A 24,315-nucleotide genomic window follows, 5' to 3' on the forward strand; every position below is an offset into this window, starting at 1 on the left:
TTAAGAGCAGAATTGCAACAAATGTTTTAATCTTAGTTCAATTAGTTTTATTCTGATATTTACTTAAATAGTAGTTTTATCAAAAATAGTAAACAATAAAATAAACTTTAATTATGAGACTAGCGTTTAAAAAAAAAAATTACTTACTCGTTTTTATTTTGTGCTTACAGATTTCATATATGAAAGCACAAAATAAGATTCCTCAAATTCAATTAGATAAAAATCAAGTATCTACCGCTTTTATAGAAAACAAAATAGATAGTATCATTGCTATTTTAACTTTAGAAGAAAAAGTAGCAATGACGCATGCTCAATCTAAGTTTAGCACAAAAGGTGTTGAGAGGTTGGGGATTCCAGAAGTTTGGATGTCTGATGGACCTCATGGAGTTAGAGCAGAAATTAGTTGGGATGCTTGGGAAAATGCAGGTTGGACAAATGATGCTATTACAGCTTTTCCAGCATTAACGTGTTTAGCGGCAAGTTTTAATCCAGAATTGGCAAGGGAATATGGTTTTAGTTTAGGAGAAGAAGCTAGGTATAGAAAAAAGGATGTACTTCTTGGACCCGGTGTAAACATCTATAGAACCCCCATGAACGGTAGAAATTTTGAGTATTTAGGAGAAGATCCTTTTTTAGCTTCTACCATGGTTGTTCCTTATATAAAAGGTGTTCAAGAAAATGGTGTTGCTGCTTGTGTAAAACATTTTGCCTTAAATAATCAAGAACATTGGAGAGATAAAATTAATGTAGAAGTAAGCGACAGAGCATTGCATGAAATTTATTTGCCAGCTTTTAAAGCTGCAGTGCAAAAAGGGAATGTTTGGGCATTAATGGGCGCTTATAATAAATTTAGAGGTCAGTACACAACACATAATAAAATTCTTCATAAAATTTTAAAAACAGATTGGGGTTTTAATGGAGTTGTAATTAGCGATTGGAGTTCTGTACATTCAACAAAAGAAGCGGCTTTATATGGTGTAGATATGGAAATGGGGACTGGAACTGATGGTTTGGGTACAACGACAAATAACCATTATCAACATTATTATTTAGCAAATCCGTTTTTAGAAGCAATTAAAAATGGCGAATTAAGCGAAGATTTGGTAGATGATAAAGTACGTAGAATCTTAAGATTAATCTATCGTACAAATTTAAACCCAAATAGAACTTTAGGTAAATTAAATAATGAAGAGCATCATAATGTTGCTAGAAAAGTAGCTACAGAAGGAATTGTTTTACTGAAAAATGAAGATAATTTTTTCCCTATTCAGGATAAAAAAGGAGTAACTATTGCGGTTATAGGTGAAAATGCAACAAGAGATATGACGCAAGGTGGAGGGTCATCTCAATTAAAACCTCTTTTTGAAATTTCTCCTTTACAAGGGATTAAAGAAAGATATAAAAACGCAACCATTATTCATACAATGGGATATGAAACAGGAGCTTCTGTGTATGATGAAATTTTGCCTGCAACTTTAAATCAAGATTCTTTGTATGTAAAAGCAATTGAAGTAGCTAAAAAAGCAGACATTGTTCTTTTTATAGGAGGATTAAATAAAAGCCATCATCAAGATAGCGAAGGAGATGATAGAGAAATTTATGGATTGCCTTACGGACAAGAAAAATTAATAAACGGAATTCATGAAGTTAATAAAAATTTAGGATTTTTATTAGTTACGGGAAATGCCGTAAAAATGCCTTGGGTTTCTAAAACAAAAGGAATTTTACAAACTTGGTATTTAGGAAGTATGGCAGGACATGCTATTGCAGATATTGTTAGTGGAGATGTAAATCCTTCAGGGAAACTTCCTTTTTCTTTTCCAAAAGAATTAAATGACAATGCAGCACATACATTTGGTAAGATTTCGTATCCAGGAGATGGTGTTAATCAAGAATATACAGAAGATATTTTGGTTGGGTATAGATGGTTTGATACTCAAAAAATAAAACCTCAATACGCTTTTGGTTATGGAATGTCTTATACCGATTTTAAAATTTCTGATGTAAAGATAGATCAAGAAAAATATACTAAAAAAGATCAAATAAAAGTAACTTTTAATGTTGCTAATACAGGTGATAGAGAAGGAGCAGAGGTTGTACAAGTATATGTAGGTAAACATAAATCTAAAGTAAAAAGAGCTTTAAAAGAATTAAAAGGATTTACGAAAGTGAATTTAGAAAAAGGAGCGGAAAAAACAGTTACAATTTCTATTGATGCTGCAACATTAGCATATTACAATACTGATATTTCAGACTGGTCTGTAGAAGACGGAACATATTATTTATATGTAGGAAATGCATCAAACAATATTGTGAAAAAGATTAAATTTAGTTTGTTTTAATTTGAGTTTATAAATGTGAAAAAAGCAGTATAAAGTTACTTTGTACTGCCTTTTTTTTGAATTAAAAAAGATGATAAAAAAGTTAGTATGTATTAGTTTTTCAATATTATTTTTTGCTTGCCATTCTAAAGTTAAAAAGAAAGAAGAAATGGTAAAAGAACCTCAAAAAATAGCCGTCTTAGAGTATCAAGTAAAAGCAACTTTGGGAGAAGGTGCAATTTGGAATTATAAAACGCAAGAATTATATTGGGTAGATATAGAAGGAAAAAAATTAAACATTTACAACCCGGTTTCTAAGATAAATAAAGTTTTAAATACAACATCTAGAATTGGTACCGTAGTGCCTTTTACAAAAAAAGAAGCAATGGTTGCTTTAGAAGATGGTATTCATAAAATGAATTTACAAACCGGAGAAAGTACTTTGTTTACAGACATGAAAAGTGAATTACCAGGCAGTAGATTAAATGACGGAAAATGTGACCCAGCAGGAAGGTTCTGGGTAGGTTCTATGCATTTAGAACAAGAAACAGCAAAAGCCAATTTATACACCATTACATCAGAAAATATTTTACAAAAGAAAATTGATAGCGTAACGATTTCTAACGGAATTGTTTGGACTTCCGATAAAAAAACGATGTATTATATTGATACGCCAACATCAACCATAAAATCTTTTGATTATAATAATGAAACTGGCGAAATATCAAACGGAAAAATTGCAGTTGAAATTCCGATTTCTTTGGGTTTTCCTGATGGAATGACAATTGACGATGAGGATCTGCTTTGGGTAGCAATGTGGAATGGAAATGCAGTTATTAGATTTAATCCTAAAACAGGTAAAGTAGTTTCTAAAATAGAAGTTCCGGCACACAATATTACTTCCTGTGCATTTGGAGGAGAAAATTTAGACATCCTTTATATTACTTCTGCAAGCGTAGATATGACTGCAAAAGAAATAGAGAAATACCCTTTGGCGGGATCTGTTTTTAAAGTAAAACCTGGTGTTAAAGGAGTAAATAGTAATTTTTATATCGAAAATAAACCAACCAAATAAATAATATTATGAGAAAATTAGTCCTTTCATTACTATTGCTATCAACAATTATAGGTTGTAAAGAAAACAAAGTTTCTTTTGTAAAAGACACCACTCATGAAGCAAAAATAGCTGCAATTATCTCTAAAATGACTCTCGAAGAAAAAATTGGACAAACCAATTTAAGAGGCGTTTCTAGTAGTGCAAAATCTTTACCTACAGATTTAAAAGAATCTGTAAAAAGAGGGAATGTAGGCGCTTTTCTAAACATCATGAATTTAGAATATGTAGATGAATTACAAAGAATTGCGGTAGAAGAAAGCCCAAATGGGATTCCGTTAATTTTTGGTAGAGATGTAATTCATGGTTTTAAAACGTTGTTTCCTATTCCTTTAGGTTTAGCAGCAACTTGGGACGCAGAAATGGTAGAGAAATCTTCTGAAATTGCTGCTTTTGAAGCTTCGGGAGCAGGAATAAGATGGACGTTTGCACCCATGTTAGATATTGCAAGAGATAGCCGTTGGGGAAGAATAGCAGAGTCTCCTGGAGAAGATCCTTATTTATCAGCTGTTTTAGGAGCCGCTTACGTAAAAGGTTTTCAGGGAGATGATTTAAGTAATCCATATAGAATTGCAGCATCTGCAAAACATTATATTGGTTACGGAGCCGCTATTGGCGGTAGAGATTATAATACCGTAAATTTAAATGAACCGCTTTTAAGAAATGTTTATTTACCACCATTTAAAGCAGCTGTAGACGCTGGTGCTGCAACAGTTATGAGTGCTTTTAATGAGATAAATGGAATACCTGCAACTGGTAATAAATTTCTATTAAAGGATGTTTTAAGAGGAGAATTACAATTTGATGGTTTTGTGGTAAGTGATTGGGATTCTGTAATAGAAATGGTGTATCATGGTTTTGCAAGAGATGATAAACACGCAGCAGAATTAGCCGCAAAAGCGGGATTAGATATGGAAATGAGTAGTGAGGCTTATGAGCATCATCTAAAAGAATTAATTAAAGAAAATAAAGTAAGTATAGAAGAATTAAACGAATTTGTACGTAATATTTTACGGGTTAAATTTAGATTAGGTCTTTTTGATAATCCATATAGAAATAAAAAGCATACGGGTAATTTTTATGCAGAAAGTCATTTAGCAGAAGCAAAAAAAGCTGCCATTGAAAGTACTGTTTTACTAAAAAATAAGAATTCTATTTTACCAATAGCAGAAAAAACAAACGTAGCAATTATTGGTCCTTTGGCAAATGCACCACACGAACAATTAGGTACTTGGTCTTTTGATGGAGAAAAAGAACATACCAACACTCCTTTAGATGCGTACCAAAAAGCAAATACAAATTTTAAATTTGCAAAAGGCTTAGATTATAGTAGAGATAAATCAACAAAAGGATTTAAAGAAGCTATCGATATTGCAAAAAAATCTGATGTTATTTTATTTTTTGGTGGTGAAGAAGCTATTTTATCTGGAGAAGCGCATAGTAGAGCAAACATTAATTTACCTGGAGCACAAGAAGAATTAATTAACGAATTGTCAAAAACAGGAAAGCCAATTGTTTTAATTATTATGGCAGGTAGACCTATTACAATTACAAATTTGATAGATAAAACGGATGCTGTTTTAATGGCATGGCACCCAGGGACAATGGGGGGTGAGGCTTTATATGAAATTATAAATGGTATAAAATTTCCAGAAGGTAGGTTGCCTGTTTCTTGGCCAAAAACAGCAGGTCAGTTGCCGTACTTCTACAATCATAAAAACACTGGTAGACCTGCAGATAGCACAAATTATATAGCTATGGATAAAATTCCTATCGCTGCATGGCAAAGTTCTTTAGGAAACAAGTCACATTATTTAGATGTTGGTTTTACGCCTCATTTTCCTTTTGGTTATGGTTTGTCTTACACTACTTTTAAATATGAAAATGTATCAATTTCTAAAGATATTATCAATTTTAATGAAGACTTAGAAATTAAAGTTTCTATTACCAATACAGGCAAAAAGGATGGTAAAGAAATTGCGCAATTATATGTACAAGATATTGTGGGGAGTATTACAAGGCCTGTAAAAGAATTAAAAAGGTTTAAACATATCTTCTTAAAAAGTGGAGAAACCAAAGAGGTTACTTTTAAAATTTCTTCTAAAGATTTAGAATTTGTAAATCATAAATTGGTAAATGCTGCAGAAGAAGGAACGTTTAATCTTTGGGTTGGACCTAATGCCGCACAAGGCTTAAAAACTTCCTTTTTATTAAAAAAGTAATTTATAACTCAATCAAAAATAACGAAGGTCAAAAGATATTTTATTTTTTGACCTTCGTTATTTTATTTAAAAGGTAATATTATGATTGATTTTACGCTTTTACCTTTCTACTATATTAAATTGTAGTGTTGCATTATTTTTTGCAACGACTATATATTTTAATTTCCCTATGTTGTTTCCTTATAGGTAATCTATATCTCTATGCTTACCGATTTTTGTTATAAACTAATTAAAATGCTTTAGAACCGCTTCTATTAAATTAAGGAGAACTGTTTAGTGTTTTCGGAAAAGTACTTTTAGCATCATTTATAAGCAATCTATCTTTTAACATGGCAGTTTTTTTTTATACTCATAACCACTAATTATCACATACAGATCAATATCCTTAACGTAATCAAAAAAGGCAGCTAGCATTGTTATCTGTGTTATATTCTTTTGTTTTTTATACCGTTTTACCTGCTACAGAGTAATAAATATTTAAAGATCCATCGTTATTAATATCTACTACATCAATACCTGAAAATAAATATAGGTATGGTTAAATTATTTGGTTTGTAGAAAGTTGTGTAAATACTGTAACAAGATGGTTTTAGTTTTCTTTTAATGAGTAACCGATTATGGTTGTAAAAGGTATAATAGAAGTAAAAAAAGTATTTGAAGGGGAAGTAGTATTTAAAAAAAAATAGAGCAGTATGAAATGTTTTGACATACTGCTCTATTAGTAAAAAAAAATGGGGGGTTATATATAATTAATATCCTGGGTTTTGATCAGTAATTGATAACTTAGAATTTTTATCTATTTCAGTATTCGGGATTGGGAATAGGTTGTTTGTAGAGCTATATCCTGTACCTGCTAATTCTGTTGCAGCTTTACCCCAACGAACTAAATCCCAGAAACGTTGCCCTTCATGAGCTAATTCTAAGAATTTTTCATTTACAATAGCTTCAAATAACGCATCACCTGTTAAATTCACATCAATATTTGCTAAACCTGCTCTGTTTCTAACTTTATTTAACTCTGTTCTAGCCATACCATCCTGTCCGTCTTTATTATAAGCTTCTGCAGCTAATAATAGTACTTCTGCATAACGAAACAGTCTGTAGTTTGTACCGTAATTTAATTCTTTAACGCCATCACTACTTGTGTCTTCTAGTTTTGTACCATATTTTATTCTAATAGCACCTTCATAATCCCAAATTACACCACCAGTTGCTGCTGTTGGGTCTACAGAACCACCTGCAGCAATTAATTCAGCTTCTGTCATAAGCGTTGCTGCTTTTCTTTTTGTATCACCGGCAGCTTCAAAAGCTTTTACCAATTTACTAGTAGGTAAGTTAAAACCCCAACCGTTAATAAGTCCTGTTCCAGTAACATCAAAAATTCCATCACCTCTTGGGCCCATTAGTTGTATGTGTAAGTTACTTTCGTTTCTACCACCCCAAGCAAGGTTTCCCCAGTCTCTAGCTGATGTAGAAATGTATCCCATTTCGAATAATGATTCTTTTCCGAATTCTTTATTGATACTCCAAACATCCTCCGGATTCTCTTCTAAGTCTATAGCAGGATTGTCTATTACAGATTTAAAGTAAGGGATAGCATCGCTATATTTTTCTTGAAAAACCAATACTTTACCCATTAAAGCCTCAGCTGTTTCAGATGTTGCTCTAAAACTGTCAGATTCTCCTTTAGCAGGTAAACCATTAATTGCTGCAGTTAAATCTAATTCAATTTGAGTATAAATAGTTGCTCTAGAAGATTTTTCTATTCCAAAATCTTCTGCTTTTTCAGGTACTGTTAATCTTAAAGGCACATCACCAAACATGGTAGTTAACTCAAAATAACACCAAGCTCTCATAAATTTTGCTTCAGCTAAAGCTCTGTCTTTATTTCCTAAATTGCTATCAGCAATGTTATTAATTACTAAATTAGAAAGCGCTATAGTTCTATAATATAAATCCCAAACACTTGCTATAGATACATTAGATGATGATACTTTGGCATAATCATCAATGTTTTGTAGTTGATTTTGATCGTTAGAGTTACCACCTGCAGCATTAGAATCATCGCCTGGAAGTAGTTTTACTAAAAAGGCGCTGCTCCAGTCTTTACTGTAATTATGTTGCATTAAATCATAGATTCCTATAATTGCTGTTTCTACATTTTCTTCTTCAAGAAAGTAAGTTTCTAATTCTTCTACATTAATTCTAGGGTTTTCTGTAAACTCATCGGTACAAGAAAAGACTCCTAAAAAAAGAATTCCTATAATTGTTAAAAATGTTTTTTTCATAATATGTTGTTTTTTTATTAAAAGTCTAAAGAAAGTCCAAATACTGCTTTGGCAGCTGTTGGGTAAAAACCTCTATCTACACCTATAGAATTATAGTTAAAATTTCCTATTTCTGGATCTAAACCTTTGTAGCCTGTAAAGGTGAAAAAGTCGTCTAAAGAAACATACATTCTTAAGTTTTTAATATGTATTTTGTTGGTAAAGTTTTCTGGTAAAGTATACCCAAATTGAATCTGTTTAATTCTCATAAAAGAACCATCTTCTACCATTAAATCTGTTTCATAAGACCCCGTTACACTTGCAGCACCTGGAAAACTAGCTACATCTCCTGCTTTTTGCCATCTCTCATTAAAGAAATGAACCGGTTTGTTGGTAATAGGTCTAGATGGTTGATGATAGGTTGCAATAATATCATTACCTATCGTTCCTTGAAATTGTAAGTTAAAGTCAAATGCTTTGTAACCTAAACTTATATTTCCACCAAATAATACGTCTGGGTGTGGGGAACCTATATTTGTTTTATCTGCAGAAGTAATTCCTGCTACACCATCTGTATCCATTATTACAACTTCTCCATTAGCAGGGTTTATTCCGTCTGTTTTATATCCGTAAAAATACCAAGATGGTTGTCCTTCTGTAAACCTTGTAATTCCATCAGCATTTTGAGGCGCACCCGCTCCAGAAAGAGAAGTTCCTTCTGGAACAAAAAGAATTTCTGTAACCTTATTTTGTAAAGTAGATAAGTTTGCATTAAGGTTATATCTAAGACCACTTTCTGTAGTATCTCCGTAGCCTACTTCAAATTCGAAACCTTTATTTTCTATAGTACCAGAATTAAACTCGTTAGATTTAAAACCTGCAGAACCTGGTGTAATTAAAGTACCATCATTAATAATGGCATCTCTTGTTGTTTTTTTATAATAATCAACAGAGAAAGATAACTTATTATCTAAAGCTCTTAAATCTATACCCAAATCTAATTGTTCTGATGTTTCCCAAACTAAGTTAGGGTTAGAATATGCGGTAATTTGTGAACCAGTATTTCCTAAATAATCGATACTTTGTCCGTTAATTGTTGAGGTAATATAGGTTCTGTCTGAGTTACCGTTTAAGTTATTTCTACTACCGTTTTGTCCCCAACTTGCTCTAAGTTTTAAGTAATCTAATTTAGAATCTTCTTTCCAGAAATCTTCTTTAGAAACTACCCAACCCGCAGAAAATGCTGGAAATGTACCTGATTTATTTGCCGATGGAAATTTATCTGATTTATCTCTTCTAATAGATGCTTCAAATAAATATTTACCAGAATAATCATATGAAAGTCTACCGAACATAGAAACCATATTGTCTGGTGATGGATCTATTTGGTTTATTTGCGTGTTAAAATCTGGTAAATCAAAATCAAAGCCTGTAAAGTCTGCAATAGAAGAAGAGCCACTTCTAGATGTTGGCGTTGTAAGTCTGGTTTCTTCTGCAGAATACCCCGCTAATAATTTAAAGTTATGGTTACCCACTTCTTTTTCATAAGAGGCAAAGTTTTCCCACAACCATCTTTTAGATTTTACAATGGTTTGAGAGCCGGCATATGTTGTATTGGCTGCTTCAGAAGAAACATAATATGGATTAATCATATTTCTGGTATCCCATTGATTTTTATCATATCCTAATCTAGTAGTAAAAGAAAAGCCTTCAAATGGTTTAAACTTTAAATAAGCTGAGGTTAAAAATTGATACGAGTCTACAGTAGTTCTATTGATGTTGTTTCCATATGCTACTGGGTTAATAACTTCTCCTGTAGAATAACTTGGATATCCGTATACATTGCCGTTACCGTCTTTTAACACAGGTACCCCGTTTGCAGTAGCACGATCTGTAACCGATTGTGGTACACTTTCGTTAGCATAAGTTACAGGTGTTAAAGGATCTATAATTAACATATTTTGAATTACACCTCTAGTATCACTGTTTTCTTGAATTCCGCTTTTATCAGAAGAAGAATAGGTAGAATTAATACCTACTTCTAACCATTTAGCAACATCTCCTTTTAGGTTTACTCTAAAAGTAGATCTTTTAAAAGAGGTACTTCCATCACCCACAATACCATCTTGGTCTAAGTGAGAAGCAGATGTATAATATGAAAAATGATCTGTAGCACCAGATAAATTAATGTCATTTCTATGCATTACTGCTGTAGAGAAAGTTTCTTCAATCCAGTCTGTATCATAACCATTATCAACCACACTTGTTAAACCAGCTTCATTCATATATGTTACAAATTGTGAAGCATTCATTAACTCCATATTTGTTTTTAAAGACTGAATACCAAATTGAGAATTAAAAGAAACTTGTAAGCCTCCTTTTCTACCTCTTTTTGTTGTAATAATTACAACTCCGTTTGCACCTTCTGTACCATAAATAGCAGCAGAAGCAGCATCTTTAAGGATTTCTATATTTGCAATATCAGACGGAGCAATATCTGCAATAGAAGAGGCTTTCATGCCGTCAACTATAAACAAAGGCTCTGAATTTCCACTAGAACCCGCACCACGAATTCTAATTTTTGCACCCGAACCAGGAGATCCAGAAGAAGAAGATACCGTAACACCAGATGTTCTACCTTGTAATACAGATTCTACTCTTTGGTTAGAAGAACTTTTAATTTGTTTAGAATCGATACTTGAAATAGCTCCGGTAACTAAGCTTTTTTTCTTACTACCGTATCCAACTACTACAATTTCATCTAAAGATTCTAGATTATCTTGTAAAACTACATTAATTTTAGTTCGGTTTCCTACAAGTATTGTTTGAGAATTCATACCTAAGTATGAAAAAACTAACTCATCGTTTGGTGACACATCAGGTAATGAGTAATTTCCTTCAAAATCTGCATTGGCACCTTTAGTTGTTCCTTTAATAACAACAGATACTCCTGGTAAAGTATTTCCTTGAGAGTCTGTTACCTGACCAGTAATTGTCTTGTTTTGCGAAAAAACATTCTGCACACATAAAAGTAGGCATGCAATAATCGTGACTTTAAATTTTATCATCATTCATATTAATTGGTTAATTAAATTTTTTTTGATTGACAATGTACAAACCAAATACTTCCGTTATATATTATTAAGAATTAGCACTAGTAGTAATAACATTATAATTACTAATAGTACCTCGTAAAATAATTTTTTCTTAGAGTCTTTTTGCTTCATAAACATTGCTGTACTCTTCAAATGTAGAAGAACAAAAGCATCTTTTTTAACACAAAAAAAACAGCTTTTAAAACAATTGTTGCTATTTAACCTTTAATTAACATAGATGCTACATTTAATTCATTTAACGCAACAATTGTTCTATAGCAGTATTTTAGGGGGGAACAAAGTATAGTTGAAAAAAGTGTTTTTAAATATGTAAAGTGTTTTAATAGTGTTAATTAGCTTCTAAATATTAAATATTAACATCTTTTTTAATTTCTATTTCAGATGGTAAAACTCCAAAATGGGCTTTAAAGCATTTAGAAAAATAAGACGGAGAAGAAAAGCCTACACTAAAACAAGCTTCGCTAATATTACCTCTACCTGAATCTAAAATTTGTTTGGCTCTTTCTAATCTTATTTTTCTAATAAATTCATTAACCGTCTGACCTGTTATGGCTTTTATTTTTCGATACAACTGACTTCTACTTAGCTTTAATTGTGCCGCCAACTCTTCTACACTTAAATTAGAGTCAGAAATATTCTCATTTATATATTTTAGTAATTTCTGTATAAATTCTTTGTCTATAGAATTTGAGTTTATTTTTTCTTCTGCTCCACTAATAGCTCCAAAAAATTTATCAAAAATTAATTGTCTACTTGTTATTAATTGAGACAGACGTAATTTTAAGAGTTTTAAATCGAAAGGTTTTATCATATAGGCATCCGCACCATTTTCTATTCCTTCAATTCTATTTTCTATGGTGGTTCTTGCTGTAAGCATTAAAACGGGTATGTGGCTTGTAGACGCATCTGTTTTTATGGTTTTACAAAAAATAAAACCATCCATTTCTGGCATTACAACATCAGTAATTATTGCATCAGGCAAAGTTTCTTTTGCCATTTTAATACCTTCTTTACCATTGTTAGCAATAAATACCTTGTATTCTTTACTTAATTCTAGTTTTAAATAATCTAATAATTCTACATTATCTTCTACAATGAGCACTGTTTTTGTTTTGTTTAAAACGGTGTCTTCTGTTAACTGATTTTCTATCTCATCTGAATTTATTACAAGGAAACCTTCTTTTTTAGTGGCTGTATTTTCGCTTTCATATAGAATCTGATCCTCTGTATAATGTGCATTACCAGTGGGAAATAAAATTTTAAATGTGGTACCAGAGCCTACTTTACTTTCTACTTCAATTTTTCCTTTATGAAGGTATACAAAACTCTTTACAACCTCTAAACCAATACCAGTTCCGCCTATGTATGTTTTGTTTTGATCTTCTACTTGATAAAAACGTTCAAATATTTTTTCTACTTCTATTTCGTTTAGACCTGCTCCAGTATCAGAAATTACAATTTCTATAGCCTCTACAGACTTCTTTTTATCAACTAAAGGTAAATTGTATAGAGTATGATTCGAAAACAAATCAATATTAATAGCACCGCCTTTTGGAGTCGCTTTAATAGCATTAGATAAGAGATTGAAAATTATTTTTTCTAACATTTTTTCGTCTGCCCAAATTGTTAAATCTGGCACATCAGAATCTACGCTTAATAAAATATTTTTTTTGATGGTTTCTTCCTGAAAATAGTTGGCAATATTTTTAGTAAACTCAATTAAATTTATTTTACTTGCCCTAATTTTCATTTTGTTATGCTCTAATTTTCTAATATCCATTAACTCATTAATTAGCCTGTAGAGTCTGTTGGTGTTTTTATAAATAATAGCATGTTTATTTTTAACACTTTGTGGTAAATCGAGTTCTTTATTGCTAATAATATCTTTAATAGGGTTGATAATTAGCGTTAAAGGAGTTCTAAATTCATGAGAAATATTTGTAAAAAATTGAAGTTTCTTTTTGTTTAAATCGTCGTTTTGTGTTTGTATTAAACGTTCGTTTTTAAGTATTTCTTTTTCTTTTATCCTTTTTTGGGTTAAGCTGTTTAGTAAATAAAGACAAAAAAGAAAAGCTAAAATATAAGATAATATAGCCCAATTTGTTTTCCACCAAGGTGGCAGAATTGTTATTTTTAACTCTAGAGGAACTTCGTTCCAAATACCATCATTATTAGCCGCTTTTAGTTTAAAAATATAATTTCCTTGATCTAAGTTAGTGTAGGTAGCGCTTCTTTTACGACCTACATAATTCCATGCTGTTTCATAGCCTTCTAAATAATAGGCATAATTATTTTTTTCTGGTCTTGTGTAATTTAACCCTGTATATTCAATAGTAAAAACAGATTGTGTATGAGATAATTGAATACTTTTTGTTTCTGAAATTACTTTTTGTAATGGAGAGTTTTTGGTTTTCGGAATTACTTTTTCATTAAACAATTTAAAGTCTGTTAAATGTAAAGAAGGTAAACTAGTGTTTGTTTTAATCTCTTTCGGGTTAAAATAATCCAACCCTTTAAAATTACCAAAATACAAGGTTCCTTTCTCATCCTTTAGAGCAGCACCAAAATTAAAATCGTTAGATAATAAACCATCATTAGATGTGTAATTTGTATAATCATTCTTTTTTAAATCTATTTTTGTGAGTCCAGAATTACCACTAACCCAAATATTCTGATCATTATCCTCAATAATTGCGGCAATATTTTCTTCTAATAACCCTTTAGGTTTATTGTACCAAGTATAAGTGTCGTCTTTTTTATTATATCTACAAAGACCAGAACCTCTTGTACCTATATAAATATATTTTTCAGAAGATTCATAGATGCTTAAAATATGACTTACGTCTGATGAATTGCCAAATTCTTTTTGTATTCTTTCTCTTAAAGAAACAACATTAAACGTTTTATCTTCGAGCTCTTTTATTCTAAACAATCCATCTGCAGTACCCACCCAAATAACATCTTCAGAATCTACAAATACCACCATAAGTTTGTTACACAAAGATTTGTTTTCTAAAAATTCTTTAGTATTGTGTTTTTTAAAGGTATCAGTTTTTGGAGAGTAGGAGTATAACCCCTCAAAGAAAGTTGCAATCCAAACATTACCTTTAGAGTCTTCAGAAAAACTTCGAATGGTATTGGTGTTAAAATTTTTTAAGGTGTTTTTTTTACTGAAATTGATAAATTTTTTAGTTCCATTTTTTAGAAGGAAAATACCATTGTCCCAACTTCCTGCCCATAAATTGTTTTTAGAATCTAAAAATAAAGAAACAATATAGTCAGAACTAAGTCCGGAATAAATAGCGCTATTTTTTTTGTTGATATGAGTTATTTTAGAAGTATTCGTATTGTAAACATCAATACCTCCACCATCTGTAGAAATCCATAAATTACCAGATGTATCTTTTACAATACCGGTTACAGAAGGAATTTTTAAAGAATTTTGCTTGTTAGGTAAACTTCTAATGCCTTTAAATTTATCATATAACTTATCGCTAACAGCAACACCACTGTTGTAATATCCCATCCAAATTCTATCATCTTTATCTATAAAAAGTTCCCAAATAGAATTGTGTAGAATACTGTTTTCTTCGGTTTTACTAGATACATAATTTTTTATAACGTTGTCATTTTCATCAAGATGAAAAAGCCCATCGTTCTCGGTACCAATCATCATGGTATTGTCTGATAATTGAATAATTTGCATTATTTTTTTTGAAGTAAAATTTAATTTCTTTAGGCTAATAATGTTGTTATTTCTATCGCTAGTTAAACCGCATTTATAAACACCTTCATTTCCTTCAAAACCAATCCACAAATTATCTTTATGATCTATATATAAGTTTTCGATGGGCGCATCTATAGACTTTTTATGGTCTGTAAAAACGTTAGTATGTATTAATTTGTTTTCTATAAAATCAACTTCTTTTAAGCCTAAATCTGTCCCCACAAATGTTTTACCTTGTTTGGTGTGCTGTATGGAGTTAATTGCTAAATCAGGGTAATCTTCATTTAGAATTCTATCTGTTTTAAGTGTACTAACATTTAATTTAAAAAGGCCTTTATTATCCGTTCCTATTAATAAATTTCCTTTAGAATCTTCTTCAATTGCTAATACGTTTTCTTTGTAGTAATTTTTGCTGTTTAGATGTATTCTTTTAAAATGATCGAGGTCTCTATCATATAAGTTTAAACCATTTTCGGTACCACACCAAAGTCTATTTTTACTATCAATAAAGGCGCATTGCACTAAATTATTACTTAAGGAGTTAATGTCTTCTACATCAAATTTATAAGAAGTATAATCTATGCCATCAAATTTATACAAACCGGTACCAATGGTACCAATCCAAATAAATCCTTGGTGATCTTGCACAATAGAGGACACACCAACTTTGGGTATTCCTTCTTTTATATTTACAAAACGATATTCTTTATTGGGTTTTTGAGCATAAAAAAGTGTACTCAAAAAAAATAGTATTAAAACCAAGAGGTTCTTCATAGACTAATAATTTAATACATATTGTAAGATAACATTTGTAAACCTAAACACTTTAAATAGATTTTATTCTAAAATTAAAAATATTTCTGATAAAAAGCAGAATTCTGTCCTTAAATATTATGAAAGCATGTTTATTCTAAATGAGAATCGAGTTTCATAAAAATAGTTTTAAAAATTTTTATTTTAGTAATTATTGGTTTGTCATCTTACAATTTTAGTTAACTTTTGTTTGGTTGCATAAAAGAGAATATTCTTATCCTTTAGAACTTAAAGATAGTTTTACAAAGTAAAATTTGATGCAACAAATTAAACATCTAATAACAGAGATGTTGTTTTTTACTCCTCTTAAAAGAAATAAACCTCTATTTGTGAGAGGATAAGAAAAGTAGTTGTTAAAAAAATAGTAGCAATTAGTAGGTTTGCTTTTTTTTAAAAATAATATTCGTTTTAGCTAAAAAAGCAGAAAAGAGTTGTAAAATTAAGTTCAATTTATTTTTTTTATAGTTTTGGCGTAAGTAAGGTAGTATATTTATAATGATATATGAGTACAAAAAAACACCTTGTTAAAGGTGTTTTTTTATGCATAGATAATAAGATTCAGAAACTAGTTTCGCAACCTAAAATTACATAGCACTAATAATATCGTATTTTGTAATTATCTGATGATTTCCATTTTCTAAATCAACCAAAACAGCATCATTTTCTTTGGTTATCAATTTAGAAATATCCTCTAATTTGGCTGTTGTTTTTACAATAGGGTATGGTTTACCCATAATGTCTTTAAGAGGTTTGTCTGCAATATTTTTATCGGCAATAAAATTGTGTAATAAAACCGACTCGTTAATAGAACCAACAAAACCGTGAATGTCTTTTACCGGAATCTGAGAAATTTTATATTCTTTCATACGTTCAATTGCATGCGAAACCAATTCTTCTGTTTGTGCTGCAACTAAAGGAGTGTTACCGTGGTTTTTAATTAAACCGGCAGCCGTTTTAATGTCTTCTTCTAAAAAACCCCTGTCGCGCATCCAATCGTCGTTAAACATTTTACCCACATATCTACTTCCATGATCGTGAAATATAACCACTACAACATCCTCTTTAGTAAAATGTTCTTTTAATTGCAACAAACCTTTTATGGCAGAACCTGCAGAATTTCCTACAAAAATTCCTTCCTCTTTGGCAATTTTTCTAGTATAAACAGCCGCATCTTTATCTGTTACTTTTGTAAACCTATCAATTAAAGAAAAGTCAACGTTTTTGGGTAAGATATCTTCTCCGATTCCTTCTGTAATGTATGGATAAATTTCATTTTCATCAAAAATACCCGTTTCATGATATTTTTTAAACACAGAACCGTACGTATCAATTCCCCAAATTTTAATGTTAGGGTTTTGCTCTTTTAAATATTTTGCCGTTCCAGAAATGGTACCTCCAGTACCTACGCCCACTACAAAATGAGTGATTTTTCCATCTGTTTGTTCCCAAATTTCAGGTCCCGTTTGCTCATAATGTGTTAAAGCATTACTCGGGTTGTCATACTGATTTACATACCAAGAATTTGGTGTTTCTGCTCCCAAACGTTTAGAAACCGAATAATAAGAACGAGGATCTTCTGGTTCTACATTTGTTGGGCACACAATTACTTCTGCACCAACGGCACGTAAAATGTCCATTTTTTCTTTAGATTGCTTGTCCGATATTACAAAAATACATTTGTAACCCTTAACAATTGCGGCCAAAGCCAACCCCATTCCGGTGTTTCCAGAAGTCCCTTCTATAATGGTTCCACCAGGTTTTAAACGACCATCTGCCTCTGCATCTTCAATCATTTTTAAAGCCATTCTATCTTTAATAGAATTTCCCGGATTAAAAGTTTCAACCTTTGCCAATACCAAAGCATCTACTTCTTTTGTTACCGAATTTAACTGCACCAACGGTGTGTTACCAATGGTTTCTAATATATTTTTAGCGTATTTCATGGTCTCTATTTTCTTTGGTAAAGGTAATTTTTTTTTGGGCGTTCCCAAAAGGGTCGCGCTTTCATTACTCGCTTTTAACACTTTTTAAGAAGTGTTAAAGAGCTTAAACATGCCATTCAATCGCTAACGCAAATTATCTGCTAGCAATTTGTATTTACTAAAGCTTACAGTATGTTTGCGTTAGCGATTGAAACGGCATCCTTTTTAGAGGTACGAGAAAAAGATATAGTATTTCGACTACACTCAATATAAATTCCAAGCGCGACCTTTTTAGGGAACGCTCAAATGTTAAGCAAACTTAATAGACTTAGATGGATTTATTTTTGTAATAATGTAAGACGGAATTATCAACATTAGAAAACACATAATTAAGGTACCTAAATTTAGTAGTAAAACATACATCAATGAAATATGAACCGGCATAGTGCTAACATAATACGTTTCTGGGTTTAGGGTAATAATTTTAAAATAATGTTGAATAAAAATGATAGACAATCCAATGATGTTTCCGTAAAAAAGTCCTTTTAAAATAAGGTAAGAGGCATTGTATAAAAATATTTTTCTGATGCTTGTGTTGTTGCTTCCTAAGGCTTTTAAAATACCAATCATTTGTACGCGTTCTAAAATTAAAACAAGTAGGGCGGTAATCATATTTATACCTGCAACCAAAATCATAATGGCTATAATAAACCACACATTATTGTCAAAAAGCTGAATCCATTCAAATACTGCAGGATAGGCTTCTAAAATAGTTTTACTGTTTAGAGTTGCACCAATATTACTGTAAATTTCGGCTCCTTTTTCTTCTACATGATCAAAACTATCTAAGATAACTTCAAAACCACCAATTTCATTTTCTGTCCATTTATTAAGAGTTTGCACTTCTCTAAGATCACCAATCATCATGGTTTTATCAAATTCTGCAAAACCAGAATTGTAAATACCAACAATGGTATATTTTCTGTTAGAAGGTAATTTGCTAGTAGCTATTTTTAAAAAAGTAGCTAAAATAGTATCGTTTAATTTTAGTTGTAAACGGTTTACAACTGTTTGCGATAGTAAGACTTCTTTGGTTCTTGGTAAATTTAAATTCGGAATGCTACCTGCTACCAAATATTCTTTAAAGAAAGACCAATCGTAATCTGTAGAAACACCTTTAAAAATGATACCTTCAAAGTCGTTTTTTGTTCTTAAGATTCCGCCTTTACTAGCAAAAACCTGAATATTTTTTATACCATCTACGTTTTTAAACTTCGGATAAAAATCTTGATTTTTATTTATAGGTACTGTAGAAACATCAGAATTATTGGCATCGTAGTTTACAATCTGAACATGGCCTTTAAACCCCGCCATTTTATCGCGAATTTTATTTTGCAAGCCAGCGCCAGTTGCCACAGCAATTAGCATAATTATAATTCCCAACGCAATTGCAGTGATTGCAATTTTTATTATTGGCGATGAAATGCTACTTTTATACTTTTTGCCAGCAATAATGCGTTTTGCAATAAATAACTCGTAATTCAAATTATGATCAATTTTAAACCTTTCAAAAGTACATATTTATTCTTATTTCTAATGCTGAATTTTCAGCTCATTTCTTGTGCCCAAAAGAAAGAAGTTCAAGAGTCAAAAGTGAATGTTCAAAGTTCAAAAAATAAGGTTTTAGAAATTAAAACAGGTGCAGCGCAAACCAATCTGTATCTTAATTTATTAAAAGGAAAAAATGTGGCTGTGGTTGCAAACCAAACTTCTGTATTGTCTGTTTTAGAAAGAGTAGAAGTTGCACCCAGTGTAATGGGGGCTAAAAAAGTAACCCATCATTTAGTAGATTATTTATTTAGTTATAACGGAATAAACGTTAAAAAAGTTTTTGCGCCAGAACATGGTTTTAGAGGAAAAGCAGATGCTGGCGAGGTTGTAAAAGATGGTTTTGATACCAAAACAGGTTTACCAATAGTATCGCTTTATGGTAAAAATAAAAAACCTTCTGCAGCACAATTAGCCGGAATTGATGTGGTTGTTTTTGATATTCAGGATGTAGGTGCGCGTTTTTACACGTATATTTCTTCTTTACATTATGTAATGGAAGCGTGTGCAGAAGCCGGCATAGAAGTAATTGTTTTAGACAGACCTAACCCAAACGGACATTATATTGATGGTCCTGTTTTAGAAGCAGCACATACTTCTTTTGTGGGCATGCATAAAGTACCGGTAGTTTACGGAATGACTATAGGTGAATACGGACAAATGATTAACGGAGAAAAATGGCTAAAAAACGGAATACAGTGTAACTTAAAAGTGATTCCGTTAGAAAACTATACGCATCAAACGGAATATAGTTTGCCTATAAAACCATCTCCTAATTTACCAAATGATAAAAGTATAAATCTATACCCAAGTTTGTGTTTCTTTGAAGGTACCAATGTTTCGGCCGGTAGAGGAACTGAAATGCAATTCCAAATTTATGGTTCTCCTTTTTTAACCAAAAGCAATTTTACTTTTACTCCACAAGCAAATGAAGGTGCTAAATACCCTAAGTTTAAAAACAAGTTATGTTACGGAGAAAACCTACAAGAAATTGGCAATCTGAGTAAAATAGATTTGTCTTTTTTGATAAAAGCATACAAGCAAAATACTTCTAAAGACTTTTTTAATAATTTCTTCACCAAATTAGCAGGAACAAAAAAACTACAAGAACAAATAGAAAAAGGTATACCTGAGCAAGAAATTAGAAAAACCTGGCAGAAAGATTTAGATGCTTTTAAATTGGTTAGAAGTAAATATTTGATTTATAAATAGTCTGTTGTTGCTGTTTTATAACATTTGTCATTCCTGCGCAAGCAGGAATCCAAACAAACTATTTAGAGAGACTAAATGCTGACTTTTAAAAGAAGTAGTTTTTTTAATGAAGATTTAAGTACTATTTTGTTTACCAATTATAGATTCCTGCCTTCGCAGGAATGACAAAAAGTAAGACTGGTATCAGAAATATAAAAAGAATAAGCATATCTGTCATTCCTGTGTAGACAGGAATCCAAACGCACCTGAAAGAACGCTTAATTGTTAATTCTTAAAAGAAGTAGTTTTTTTAATGAAGATTTAAGTACTATTTTGTCTACCAATTATAGATTCCTACTTTCGCAGGAATGACAAAATGAGTATTAGTATCAGAAATATAAATGAATTAATAAATCTGTCATACCCGAGTATACAAGAACCCAAACTTCAAAAATAAATGAAAATAATCCATCAATATTATGTTTATCTTTTAGCAAGTAAAATTAGAGGGACGTTATATATTGGTGTAACAAATGATTTACAAAGAAGAGTTTATGAACACAAAATGGGAATCAAAAAGGGTTTTACACAAAAGTACGGTGTAAATAGGTTGGTTTATTTTGAGACGTTCCAAAATATTGAGGAAGCAATTACAAGAGAAAATAATATGAAAAAATGGAAACGTGATTGGAAAATTAAATTGATTGAGAAGGAGAATGTTCAGTGGCTAGATTTAGCTAGCGATTGGTATGATGATATTTTATAGCGTATGTCATTTCTGCTTTCGAAGAAATTCAAACTAACTATTTAGAATGACTAAATGTTAACTTTTAAAAAGAGTAATTTCTTAAATGAATTTTAAGTACTATTTTGGCTACCAATTATAGATTATTGTTTTCGCAGGAATGATAAAGATCAAAAAAAGCTCGTGAGAAATCACGAGCTTTTTTTGATCTTTGTTAAATGAACCTTATATGTTAAGGTTGTAAGTTAATCCAACAGAAAAGTTGGTAGATTTACCAATATTACGACCATCAATTACGCTGCTAAAACCTACGCTAGCACCTAATTCTGGAATGATGTTTTTGTAAATAGTTGCACCAATTCTTGTGTATTCTACTTTTGTTTCAGGAAAATTACCTGCAAAAGTAGTATCAGTAATATCTACACCATCAGTAGAAGCTAAATAATCTAACCAACCTTCTACATAAATAAGAGAACTAGCATATCCTATTTTTGTTGTTGCATAATATGCATTTGGGACATCAAATTTTGCTCCGCCAGCAGTATTGTCTGTTTCTCCTTTAAATTGGTAAGAATTTAAAATAGTAGCAAAAAGTCCTGCATCGTTTTGTAAATGTAAACCTGCTGTTAAGTTGGTAGAAAAGGCATTGTTACCAAGAGATAAAATTCCATTTGGTTCGTAATCAGTAGGAATGTCAAAACTTAAACCTGTAATTACGTCTAAATTTAATTTATCAAAATTAAAAGTATACGCATTGTATTTTAATCCGATAGAAATATCTTGAAAACCGTCTTGTTTTGTAGTTCCGTTAAAAGGATCTGAAACACCATTTCCTTCCGCCGAAATATAAGGAGCATTTAAAACAACAGATAGTTTATTCGTAATTCCATATTTTGCATATATACTATATATGTTTTGATCAATTTCATTGTGAGCAGGAACTGCATCCATTTTAGTTTCTCCTGCATAAAATTTTTCATAATTACTAGATGTGTAAGAAGCTGTAATAGATAGATCTCCTTTTTTAGGAGTAAATCCATCGAGTAAGCCTTGGGCATTTGTTTGTGTTGTTAATAGTAGACCAAAAATTAATCCTGATACTAATTTTGTTGTTTTCATTTTTTATGGTTTTAATAGTTCGGTTGCTTGGTCGAAGGCAAATTATTTTAATTACAACGTAGTTTTTCTTGGAGAGAAAAATAAAGGAATTATAGGGCTTATTTATCAAGTTAAATTTTTATTTTAAACTCTTTATAAGGGGTTTATAAAGAATTTTATGAGTTGTATTTTTTTTTAAAATTATTTGTGTTACTCTTTTTAAAAGGTCTTTATGAATAAATAAAGGTCTGTTTTTTTTCTAATCTATTAGATGAAATTAACTTGTTATCATCCGTAATTTGTTAAATTGAAATATGTTTTAGAGTTTAATCGCTATAAAATGTGTAATTTTGAAAACTAGAAATAAGCTACTTAAATTAATTCTAGTAAAGCATGTACAAATCTATTGTAAGACCAATTTTCTTTTTATTCGATCCCGAAAAAATTCATTATTTTACCTTTTCTTTGGTTAAAACCCTTTGTAAAATTCCTTTTGTTTCTTCAATCTTTAGAAGCTTATATGTGGTTGAAGACAAGCGTTTAGAAAAAACTTTATTCGGAATTACTTTTAAAAATCCAGTTGGTTTAGCTGCTGGTTTTGATAAAAATGCTGTTTTGTATAACGAATTGGCAAATTTTGGTTTCGGTTTTATAGAAATAGGAACTGTAACGCCAAAAGGACAAGTTGGTAATCCGAAGAAAAGATTATTTCGATTAAAAGATGATCAAGGAATTATAAATAGAATGGGTTTTAATAATGACGGAATGGAAGCGGCCATTAAAAATCTTAAAAAGAATAAAGGACAGGTTGTTATTGGTGGAAACATTGGTAAAAATACTGCAACTACTCCAGAAAATTATACAGAAGATTATTGCGAAGTTTTTAAAGAATTGCATCCTTATGTAGATTATTTTGTACTAAATGTAAGTTGCCCAAATGTTGGTAGTCATGCAAAATTAAACGATAAAGACTATTTGTTAGAGTTAATTTCTGCTTGTAAAACACTGAACGCTAAAGAAAAAATACAGAAACCAATTTTACTTAAAATTGCGCCAGATTTAAATAATATTCAGTTAGATGAAATTATAGAATTGGTAAGCGAAACTAACATTGATGGTGTAATTGCTTCTAATACTTCTACCAACAGAGATAATCTAAAAGTTTCTAAAGAACGTTTGGCAGAAATTGGTAATGGAGGAGTAAGTGGTCAGCCAGTAAAAAACCAAAGTACAGCGGTTATTAAATATTTAGCAGACACGTCTAATAAATCTTTTCCTATTATTGGAGTAGGAGGTATTCATTCTGAAAAGGATGCTATAGAAAAACTAAATGCAGGTGCAGATTTAGTGCAAGTGTATACTGGTTTTATTTATGAAGGACCTGGTTTGGTGAAACGTATTAATAAAGCAATTTTAAAAGAATTATAGGTTTTATCAATTGTAGACATTTTTGTGTCGACTATAATTTCTGAAAATAAGTTTATATTTAAGGGTTAAATAAATTTCATTTCAGAAAGATATTTCAATGATTAAAAATTTATGATAGAAATTCTAATTTCTTTTGCAATAGCAACTTCTATTTTATCACTTTCTCCAGGGCCAGATAATATTTTTGTACTTACACAAAGTATTGTTAATGGAACAAAATATGGTTTGGCAACAGTTATAGGTTTAATGACTGGTTGTTTGGTTCATACTACATTGGTTGCTTTTGGGGTTTCTGCAATCATCAAAGAAAATGAAAGTCTTTTTTTTATCATTAAATTAATAGGAGCAAGTTATTTAATATTTTTGGCGTACAAAGTATTTAAAAGTGATGCAAAAATTGTTTTATCTAATGATGGTGTTAAAAAAGAATCAATCGTAGCACTCTTTAAGAAAGGGTTTATCATGAATGTCTTAAACCCAAAAGTGGCTTTGTTCTTTTTAGCCTTTTTTCCTCAGTTTTTGTTTTCTAATACAATCTCAACCGTTATTCAATTTTATACTTTAGGAGGTATCTTTATTTTAGTTTCCTTTTTAGTTTTTGGAATGATTGCTGTTCTTGCAGGCAGTATTTCTAACTACTTAAAAGAACACGCTAAAATAGGAGTGTATTTAAAATGGGGACAAATAATAGTATTTGTCTTTATTGCAATTATGATTTTGTTGTAATTACTTGTTGTGCATTT

13 protein-coding genes are annotated in these 24,315 nt (G+C 30.9%); 7 read left to right on the forward strand and 6 right to left on the reverse strand.

Annotated elements, in window-relative coordinates; translation table 11 throughout:
* Positions 1–179 precede the first annotated feature (179 nt).
* From WHD07_RS17510 to bglX, 3 genes are all read left to right on the forward strand, one after another.
* A complete protein-coding gene (locus tag WHD07_RS17510; protein WP_343329422.1) occupies positions 180–2,342 on the forward strand; it encodes a beta-glucosidase in 2,163 nt (720 codons plus the stop codon).
* A gap of 70 nt (positions 2,343–2,412) precedes the next feature.
* Positions 2,413–3,396 carry an SMP-30/gluconolactonase/LRE family protein gene (locus tag WHD07_RS17515; protein ID WP_343329423.1) on the forward strand — a complete coding sequence of 328 codons (984 nt, stop codon included), beginning with the start codon at positions 2,413–2,415 and terminating at the stop codon, positions 3,394–3,396.
* A gap of 8 nt (positions 3,397–3,404) precedes the next feature.
* Positions 3,405–5,657, forward strand: coding sequence for a beta-glucosidase BglX (bglX, locus tag WHD07_RS17520; protein ID WP_343329424.1), 2,253 nt, complete (start codon positions 3,405–3,407; stop codon positions 5,655–5,657).
* Positions 5,658–6,406: 749 nt separating this feature from the next.
* Here bglX and WHD07_RS17525 read toward each other — a convergent pair.
* The 5 genes from WHD07_RS17525 to WHD07_RS17545 form a co-directional block, all read right to left on the reverse strand.
* Positions 6,407–7,945, reverse strand: a complete 1,539-nt coding sequence (locus WHD07_RS17525) for a RagB/SusD family nutrient uptake outer membrane protein (RefSeq protein WP_343329425.1) — start codon at positions 7,943–7,945, stop codon at positions 6,407–6,409.
* 17 nt (positions 7,946–7,962) lie between these two features.
* Entirely contained in the window at positions 7,963–10,995 is a 3,033-nt protein-coding gene (locus WHD07_RS17530) for a SusC/RagA family TonB-linked outer membrane protein (RefSeq protein ID WP_343329426.1), read from the reverse strand.
* Positions 10,996–11,386: 391 nt separating this feature from the next.
* Positions 11,387–15,508, reverse strand: a complete 4,122-nt coding sequence (locus WHD07_RS17535; protein WP_343329427.1) for a hybrid sensor histidine kinase/response regulator transcription factor — start codon at positions 15,506–15,508, stop codon at positions 11,387–11,389.
* Positions 15,509–16,164: 656 nt separating this feature from the next.
* Positions 16,165–17,523: a pyridoxal-phosphate dependent enzyme gene (locus tag WHD07_RS17540; RefSeq protein WP_343329428.1), complete on the reverse strand. Its 1,359-nt coding sequence runs from the start codon at positions 17,521–17,523 to the stop codon at positions 16,165–16,167.
* A gap of 288 nt (positions 17,524–17,811) precedes the next feature.
* Entirely contained in the window at positions 17,812–19,047 is a 1,236-nt protein-coding gene (locus WHD07_RS17545; protein WP_343329429.1) for an ABC transporter permease, read from the reverse strand.
* Between the two features lie 3 nt (positions 19,048–19,050).
* On the opposite strand from WHD07_RS17545, the gene WHD07_RS17550 reads away from it, so the two are divergent.
* Entirely contained in the window at positions 19,051–20,322 is a 1,272-nt protein-coding gene (locus WHD07_RS17550; protein WP_343329430.1) for a DUF1343 domain-containing protein, read from the forward strand.
* A gap of 436 nt (positions 20,323–20,758) precedes the next feature.
* The gene (locus WHD07_RS17555; RefSeq protein ID WP_343329431.1) at positions 20,759–21,067 is read left to right on the forward strand and encodes a GIY-YIG nuclease family protein; all 309 of its coding nucleotides are present in this window, start codon (positions 20,759–20,761) and stop codon (positions 21,065–21,067) included.
* Positions 21,068–21,271: 204 nt separating this feature from the next.
* Here the strand turns inward: WHD07_RS17555 and WHD07_RS17560 are convergent, their stop codons facing one another.
* A complete protein-coding gene (locus tag WHD07_RS17560; protein ID WP_343329432.1) occupies positions 21,272–22,165 on the reverse strand; it encodes a transporter in 894 nt (297 codons plus the stop codon).
* A gap of 372 nt (positions 22,166–22,537) precedes the next feature.
* On the opposite strand from WHD07_RS17560, the gene WHD07_RS17565 reads away from it, so the two are divergent.
* Positions 22,538–23,572 (forward strand): quinone-dependent dihydroorotate dehydrogenase, encoded by a 1,035-nt coding sequence (locus WHD07_RS17565; RefSeq protein WP_343329433.1) that lies wholly within the window; start codon positions 22,538–22,540, stop codon positions 23,570–23,572.
* 111 nt (positions 23,573–23,683) lie between these two features.
* Positions 23,684–24,298: a LysE family translocator gene (locus WHD07_RS17570; protein ID WP_343329434.1), complete on the forward strand. Its 615-nt coding sequence runs from the start codon at positions 23,684–23,686 to the stop codon at positions 24,296–24,298.
* Positions 24,299–24,315 lie beyond the last annotated feature (17 nt).

Origin of the sequence: Polaribacter staleyi (assembly GCF_038024045.1) — a bacterium.
GTDB lineage: Bacteria > Bacteroidota > Bacteroidia > Flavobacteriales > Flavobacteriaceae > Polaribacter > Polaribacter butkevichii.